Below are 6,717 nucleotides of genomic sequence, written 5' to 3' on the forward strand. Positions count from 1 at the left end.
CACTTCAACCCGCTGCGGTAAATACCGTCAGCACCCCGGTGTAGCCATACAAATGGCTGCGCGCAATTTCACCGCTGGCAAAAAATCCAACCAAAGGCACATCCCCCAGGGCCTGCCGGATGATTTGCAGTTCAGCACTTGGCCCGCCAAAGTGGGCGCCTCCACGCCCGGTACAACTGACATAAATGGCGCCGGCGATACCGCGATCCGGATGCGGGGCGGCCTGCGCCTCGGACGCCGCCAGTGCGGTGGCAGATGCCAGGGCCAGTTCCTGCGGCTCAAGCTCCTCGCGGATTTCAGCACAAACGCGTTTCAGGTCGGCCCGGGCCGCCTGCACATGGCGCTGACAAAACGCCAGCTCCATCCCCACGCTGACCGGCACCGCCAGCGCCACCCCTGAGCGACCGGGGTCCAGACCAATGATGTGGCGCACCAGCACGTCACTGCCAAAATGGCCAGTACGGGTGATGCTGGCAGCGTCAACCACGCCAGCGCGATCATGTTCGGTCAATCCCACCAGCGTGGCACGCACTGCCTGCAAGGCCTCACGGGGCTCATCCAGGCTCACGTGAAGTTCGCGCAACAACACCGCCAGCGCCGGCTCGCCATCAAGCGCCAGCACCACGTTGTGGTCCGCAGCCGTGACCTGATGCGCCTTGGCCACCGGCAAACACCCCTGCGTCACCCGTGACACCATGCCCACCCCCGCCCCAAAGGCCACACCACTGAGTCCACCACTGAAGACCCCGCTGGCCGCCCCCTGGCCCTTGACATTGCCATCCCCTGCCACGGCAAACTGGACCTGCTTGCCCCGACCCGACGACAGGCCGCCAAACAGGTAACCCGAATCGGTCCGCTCGGCCAGTTCTTCAATCAGTTCCGGCAAATCAGCCATGTGCGGGTCAGCATGCACCAGCGCAGTGTGGGCCTCAAAAGCCATGCCCAGCGGCGCCACCCCGGAAAACACCCGGTACTGGTCCGACGGCAACTCACACAACATGACCGCCAACGCCGGTTCGTCCACGTATTCCACATTGTTGGAAACAATCCCCACCCCCACGGTTCCGGCCCAATCCGTGATCTCGGGCAGCTCGCCACTGAGGTAGGCCAGGATGTCCTGCGCCTGGGCCGCGTAATGGTCGGTGATGTAGAGCAAGGCCAGCGTGGGCGCACTGGCATAACCATGCAGCGCGATCTGTGCCCGCAATTGCGCCAGCACCAGCCCGGCCGCCATGACCCACTGCGGGTGCGTCGCGTGGGCGTACGGAAACAGTTTCATGGCATCGCCTGACTGCTTGACCCGCGTCGGTTCAACGGCTGCGGCTGGCCGGCTTGGTGGCCGTTTGTTTCACCGCCGCCCGTTTGGCCGGCGCCTTTTTCGCCGCCGTCCCGGCGGCAGCTTTTTGCGTGGCCTTGATCGCCTCCTTGGCCACGCCTTTGGCCAGATTCTTGCCCATGTCCATGGCGGTGGCCTTGCTGGCCTCCTTCATGGCACTGGCGGCGATGGTCCGGAACTGCTGGGTCAGCGAATGCCACAGTTGCATGGGGTCCACCAGTCCGGCTGCCGCTGCAGCAACGGCGGGTTTGGCGGCACCGCCGACCTTCTTGGCCACTTCTTCGGTCTTTTCCGCCACATCGGCCACGGTTTTGGCGGTGGCCACCGCCTTGTCCGCCACCTTCTGGACGCTGGACGCCACCGAATCGGCCGCCTTGAGTTTGAAGGCGTTGGCCACATCCCCCATGTTGAAGTTCATGCCCTTGAGCGTGGCCAGGGTCATTTTCTGCACCTCCAGCGCCTGTACCGTGGCCGCCAGCGCCTTGGAATTCTGGTCGAGCCAGAAATGCACCGCTTTGAGCTCGGCGATACGCTTGTCCAGCTCCTCCACATTGAGCGTGGGGGCAATCCAGTTGGCCAGATTGGGCATTTGTGGCACGGCCTCCGAGGTGCCCTTGGCCAGGTTCTGCAAAAAGTCGAACCCGGGGACAAATTTGGCAAAACCGGCGTTTTCTGAATCACTCATGGCGGTCTCCTGTGCAATGGCTGAAGGTGGCGACAGCTTACCGCAATGTGTGTGACCTGTGAGCACTGATTTGGCCCGCCGCCACCGGGCACCGATTTATGATTTGGCCTTTACCCACGAAAGACCACACATGAACAAACGTCACTTCATCACCAGCGCCGTTGCCTTGGCCACCTTGGCGGGCAACGCCATTGCTCAAGACACCAGCCACGCCCACCACCACGGCGCCAGCGGCCCCAATGCCGCCTTGCTGGCTGCCACCTCGGACTGTCTGGTGAAAGGGCAAATTTGCGTCAGCCACTGCCTGGAGTTGCTGGGCAACGGTGACAAGGAGATGGCCGGTTGTGCCAGAGCGGTCAGCCAAATGCTGGCCCTGTGCGGCGCCCTGCAAAGCCTGGCCGCCCAGGAATCCGCCTACCTGCCCGCGCTGGCCAGAACCGTCATGGAGGCTTGCCTGGCCTGTGAGAAAGAATGCCGCAAACACGACAAGAAACATCAGCAATGCAAGGACTGCGGCGACGCCTGCGCGGCCTGCGCCAAGCAGTGCAAAGCAGTGGCGGCCTGATCTTTGATAGCTATAAAATAAGAAGCTAAACACGATTATTTGACGCGGGCTAGAGCCATTTTTTTCCTTAATCCGTAACACACGGAGGCACCCATCCTGCCTGCCGTGCGTTTTGACAGAAACCGCGCCTACTGGTCGTCTGGATCCGTGCCCTGCGCCTCAAACCACAAGGCGTTGACCACCGCCAGCAGCACGGCCATCGTGATGCCCAAAGTCCAGGTGAAGTACCACATGTTCAATTCCTCTTTGAGTCAGTTGTTCAGTAAAGCGCCTTGCCATGGGCTTGCACCTGCGCCAGCGTGACCTTGCCGCGCATCACGCGGTAAGCCCAACTGGTGTAGGCCAGCACAATGGGGGTCATCACCAGGGCCACCCAGAACATGATGTTGAGCGTGCGCTGGCTCGACACGCAATCCCACACCGTCAGGCTGTGACCCGGGTGTGAGCTGGAAGGCAGCACAAACGGGAAGATCGCCGCCCCCGCCGTCAGAATGACACCCGCACAGGCCAGGCCACTGCCGATGAAGGCCAGACCAGGCTTGCGCTGACGTGCCGCCAGCAGCCCCAGCACGATCCCCACATAGGCCAGCGCTGGCAGTGCCCAGGTCCAGGGATGGGCGTGGTAGTTGTTCATCCAGGCCCCGGCTTGCATCACCACGGTTTTGCCCACCGGCGACACGGCTTCCCCCGGCACCACGCTGGAGGTGATCTGGTAGCCCTGCATGCCTGCCGCCAGCACGCCCCCCAGAGAAAACACCAGTAGCAAGATCACGCCGAACAGCAACGCCGCGGTGCGGGCGCGCTCGGCCAAAACGCCTTCGGTGCGCAATTGCAGGTAGTTGGCCCCATGAAACAGCAGCAGCGACAAACTGGCCACGCCACACAGCAGCGCAAACGGCGTGAACAGCGCCCAGAAGCTGCCGGTGTAGACCGGCATCATGCTGTCCTCAAAGTGAAACGGCACACCGGTGATGACGTTGCCAATGGCCACACCAAACACCAGTGCGGGCACGGCCCCGCCGACAAACAGGCCCCAGTCCCACGCCGTGCGCCAACGCGCATCCGCCACCTTGCTGCGGTACTCAAAACCGACCGGCCTGAAAAACAAGGCCCACAGCACCGCCATCAGCGCAAAGTAAAAGCCCGAAAACGCCGTGGCATAGACCAGCGGCCAGGCGGCAAAGATGGCCCCACCGGCGGTGATGAACCAGACTTGGTTGCCCTCCCAGTGCGGCCCCACGGTGTTGAGCAAAACGCGGCGCTCATCATCGATCTTGCCGACAAAAGGCAGCAACGCACCTACGCCCATGTCGTGTCCGTCCATGATGGCAAAGCCGATGAGCAGCACAACCACCAGCAGCCACCAGACCAATTTCAGGATCGTGTAGTCCAACATGTCAAATCTCCTTTTTGGATGGGATGGCGGCATACACCGGGGCCGCTGATGCGCCACTGGCGGGCGGGCGTTGTTCCAGCGCATAGTGGCCGGTGCCCAGGCTCGATGGCCCCAGGCGGGCGTACTTGAACATCAGGTACAGCTCGGCCACCAGCAGCAAGGTGTAGAAGCCCACAAAACCGGCCAGCGAGGCCATCACTGCCCCCGCACTGATGGCCGAGGTGGACAAATGGGTGGGCAGCATGCCCTGCACCGTCCAGGGCTGGCGGCCATACTCGGCCACAAACCAGCCCACTTCACAGGCCAGCCAGGGCAGCGGAATGCTCCACAGCGCCCACTTAAGCAGCCAGGGGCGCGACTCAATGCGGTTGCGCACCGACGACCAGAAGGCCACGGCCATCAGCGCCAGCATCAGACCCGCGATCAACACCATGGCGCGGAAGGTCCAAAACAAGGGGGCGACACGTGGAATCGCGTCATCCACGGCGCGGGCCTTCATCTCAGGCGTGGCTTGCGCCACATCGTCGATGTATTTCTTGAGCAGCAGGCCATGACCGAGGTCAGCTTTGACCGCTGTGAAGCTCGCCAGCTTGTCGGCGTTCTTCGGGTCTTTGCGCAGTTCTTCCAGCGCCTTGACGGCCTGGATGCCGCGCTCGATACGTGCAGCGGTGGTTTTTTCAAGCTCGTCGATGCCGGGAATGGTCTTGTCCACCGTGCGCGTACCAATCAGGCCCAGCACATAGGGGATGCGGATTTCGGCAGCCGTGGTGCGTGTGGCCTCATCGGGGATACCAAACAGCGTCAGGCCCGCAGGGGCGGGTTCGGTCTTCCACATGGCTTCCATGGCGGCCATCTTGGCTTGCTGTGACTCTGCCGCGCTGTAGCCCGACTCGTCACCCAGCACAATCACCGACAGAGCTGAGGCCAGGCCAAACGCAGCGGCAATGCGAAACGAGCGCAGGGCAAAACCCCGGTCACGTTGTTTGAGCAAATACCAGCTGCTGATGCCCAGCACAAAGATCGACGCGGTCACATAACCGGCGCTGACGGTGTGCACAAACTTGGCCTGCGCCACCGGGTTGAACACCACGTCGTAAAAGTCGGTGAGTTCCATGCGCATGGTGACCGGGTTGAAGTCCGAGCCCACCGGGTTTTGCATCCAGGCGTTGGCAATCAGAATCAGCACCGCCGACAGGTTGGAGCCTATCGCCACCATGAAGGTCACGGTCAAGTGCCCGACCTTGCTCAGGCGTTCCCAGCCAAAGAAAAACAGCCCCACAAAAGTGGACTCCAGAAAGAAGGCCAGCAGCCCTTCAATGGCCAGCGGTGCGCCAAAAATGTCGCCCACATAGTGCGAGTAATAGGCCCAGTTGGTGCCGAACTGGAACTCCATCGTCAGTCCGGTGGTCACACCCAACGCGAAGTTGATGCCAAACAACTTGCCCCAGAACTTGGTCATGTCACGGTAAATGGTTTTGCCACTCAAGACATAAACCGTCTCCATGATGGCCAGCAGGAACGACAGCCCCAGCGTCAGCGGGACGAATAGAAAGTGATAAAGGGCGGTGACCGCGAACTGTAGTCGCGACACATCCACCACGGATTCAGAAATCATGGTTGGTCCTTGGAAAGAGGTTCATGGGTGGGGGCACGGGATGACGCGATGCGATCCGCCACGCCTTGCGCTGCCTCAGATGCAGGCAAGCGGTGGGGGAAGAAGGCTGCTTTCAGCGAAAACAGCACGACCAGCTTCAGGGCAATGGCCCCGATCAGTTCACGGCGCAAGCGTTGATGCCAACGTTTGGCCGTTTTCGCAGATACGACAGGGTGTGGCGTCGTCATCGTGACCCTCAAGAATCGAGCAGGAATGGGCAGAAGCACACGTCCAGGCCGTGATCGCCCCGGACAAACGGCTTCAAATCAAAACGCCAAGCGGTGGGACTCTAGACCGAAGAGGTCATCCGTACAGTGTGCTGGCGAACAAAACTCCGGCGGTGCGGGGTGGCGCACGGGCTGCAGGAATCAGCCAGATCAGACGTGTGTGATTCTGAAGTGCTGCATGGGGCAACAGGTGGGTCACCGCAGGCCATATCGGCAGCACTATGGCGGGTGCGGGCGGCAAGCCAAACGATGCGGCGTGCGTCAGGCAATACAGGCAATGACCGTTGTGGGCAGTGGCCGGCGCATCATCCGTCGGTCGCAACGCTTGCGTCAGAATCTGGCCATCCGGCCCCAGCTGCACCCAGCTTGAGCCCTGGGTGGTGCAAATCTCGACCCACTGTGCTCCACCTTGCTGGCCCGGATGTCGGCTGGGCTCAACCGCCAGTGACAGCGTCGGCATCAGCGCGTTCAACAGGATGGCCGCAATGGCGATCCAGGTTGAAACAAGGCGGTGACGGGCAGTCATGGGATGAAACCGTGAGACTGACAGTGTACTTAACCCGGATTTGATATTTGTCGCCGATCGAGATCGGATAAGCTATCTATTTGATAGCTTAATGTCGTTTAATCATGCGGGCTAGGCATCATTTTCAACAACAAACTGCTGCCGCTTCAATTCACCGGATCCGTCACAAACCCGATCTTCTTCAACCCCGCCTGTCGCGCTGCCGTCATCAGCAGCGCCACACGTTCGTAGCGCACCGCCTTGTCACCACGAATGTGCAACTCGGGCTGGGGTTGTTTGGCGGACTCTGCACCCAGTAGCGTGGCCAGGTCGGCCTCGGCCACCGGGG

At 61.4% G+C, this 6,717-nt stretch carries 9 protein-coding genes; 1 reads left to right on the forward strand and 8 read right to left on the reverse strand.

The window, feature by feature from the left end; genetic code table 11:
- Positions 1-4: 4 nt before the first annotated feature.
- Positions 5-1,279 (reverse strand): FIST N-terminal domain-containing protein, encoded by a 1,275-nt coding sequence (locus tag PHW99_RS09370; protein WP_300176121.1) that lies wholly within the window; start codon positions 1,277-1,279, stop codon positions 5-7.
- A 31-nt stretch (positions 1,280-1,310) separates the two neighbouring features.
- The gene (locus tag PHW99_RS09375; protein ID WP_300176124.1) at positions 1,311-2,021 is read right to left on the reverse strand and encodes a PhaM family polyhydroxyalkanoate granule multifunctional regulatory protein; all 711 of its coding nucleotides are present in this window, start codon (positions 2,019-2,021) and stop codon (positions 1,311-1,313) included.
- Between the two features lie 130 nt (positions 2,022-2,151).
- Between PHW99_RS09375 and PHW99_RS09380 the strand changes: the two genes are divergently transcribed.
- On the forward strand, positions 2,152-2,586 hold the full coding sequence (locus PHW99_RS09380; RefSeq protein ID WP_300176127.1) for a four-helix bundle copper-binding protein: 435 nt from the start codon (positions 2,152-2,154) through the stop codon (positions 2,584-2,586).
- A gap of 128 nt (positions 2,587-2,714) precedes the next feature.
- On the opposite strand, the gene cydX is transcribed toward PHW99_RS09380, so the two are convergent.
- The 6 genes from cydX to PHW99_RS09410 form a co-directional block, all read right to left on the reverse strand.
- Positions 2,715-2,819 (reverse strand): cytochrome bd-I oxidase subunit CydX, encoded by a 105-nt coding sequence (gene cydX, locus PHW99_RS09385; protein WP_223907070.1) that lies wholly within the window; start codon positions 2,817-2,819, stop codon positions 2,715-2,717.
- Positions 2,820-2,845: 26 nt separating this feature from the next.
- Positions 2,846-3,982, reverse strand: coding sequence for a cytochrome d ubiquinol oxidase subunit II (gene cydB, locus PHW99_RS09390; RefSeq protein ID WP_300176133.1), 1,137 nt, complete (start codon positions 3,980-3,982; stop codon positions 2,846-2,848).
- Position 3,983: 1 nt separating this feature from the next.
- Positions 3,984-5,597, reverse strand: coding sequence for a cytochrome ubiquinol oxidase subunit I (locus tag PHW99_RS09395; RefSeq protein ID WP_300176136.1), 1,614 nt, complete (start codon positions 5,595-5,597; stop codon positions 3,984-3,986).
- Complete coding sequence (gene cydP / locus PHW99_RS09400) at positions 5,594-5,824, reverse strand: cytochrome oxidase putative small subunit CydP (RefSeq protein ID WP_300176139.1); 231 nt, start codon at positions 5,822-5,824, stop codon at positions 5,594-5,596. The genes PHW99_RS09395 and cydP overlap by 4 nt, the downstream gene beginning before the upstream one ends.
- Positions 5,825-5,939: 115 nt before the next feature.
- Positions 5,940-6,389 (reverse strand): DUF2946 domain-containing protein, encoded by a 450-nt coding sequence (locus tag PHW99_RS09405; protein WP_300176142.1) that lies wholly within the window; start codon positions 6,387-6,389, stop codon positions 5,940-5,942.
- A 146-nt stretch (positions 6,390-6,535) separates the two neighbouring features.
- Positions 6,536-6,717, reverse strand: a 182-nt coding sequence (locus tag PHW99_RS09410) for a biopolymer transporter ExbD (RefSeq protein ID WP_300176145.1), incomplete at its 5' end; no start/stop codon positions are given.

This window comes from Rhodoferax sp., from assembly GCF_028689305.1.
GTDB lineage: Bacteria > Pseudomonadota > Gammaproteobacteria > Burkholderiales > Burkholderiaceae_C > Rhodoferax.

Excerpts from the sequence above, each read along its gene's own strand:
- PHW99_RS09370 (WP_300176121.1), bottom strand. The coding sequence starts at position 1,279 with ATGAAACTGTTTCCGTACGCCCACGCGACGCACCCGCAGTGGGTCATG.
- PHW99_RS09375 (WP_300176124.1), bottom strand. The coding sequence starts at position 2,021 with ATGAGTGATTCAGAAAACGCCGGTTTTGCCAAATTTGTCCCCGGGTTC.
- PHW99_RS09380 (WP_300176127.1), top strand. The coding sequence starts at position 2,152 with ATGAACAAACGTCACTTCATCACCAGCGCCGTTGCCTTGGCCACCTTG.
- cydX (WP_223907070.1), bottom strand. The coding sequence starts at position 2,819 with ATGTGGTACTTCACCTGGACTTTGGGCATCACGATGGCCGTGCTGCTG.
- cydB (WP_300176133.1), bottom strand. The coding sequence starts at position 3,982 with ATGTTGGACTACACGATCCTGAAATTGGTCTGGTGGCTGCTGGTGGTT.
- PHW99_RS09395 (WP_300176136.1), bottom strand. The coding sequence starts at position 5,597 with ATGATTTCTGAATCCGTGGTGGATGTGTCGCGACTACAGTTCGCGGTC.
- cydP (WP_300176139.1), bottom strand. The coding sequence starts at position 5,824 with ATGACGACGCCACACCCTGTCGTATCTGCGAAAACGGCCAAACGTTGG.
- PHW99_RS09405 (WP_300176142.1), bottom strand. The coding sequence starts at position 6,389 with ATGACTGCCCGTCACCGCCTTGTTTCAACCTGGATCGCCATTGCGGCC.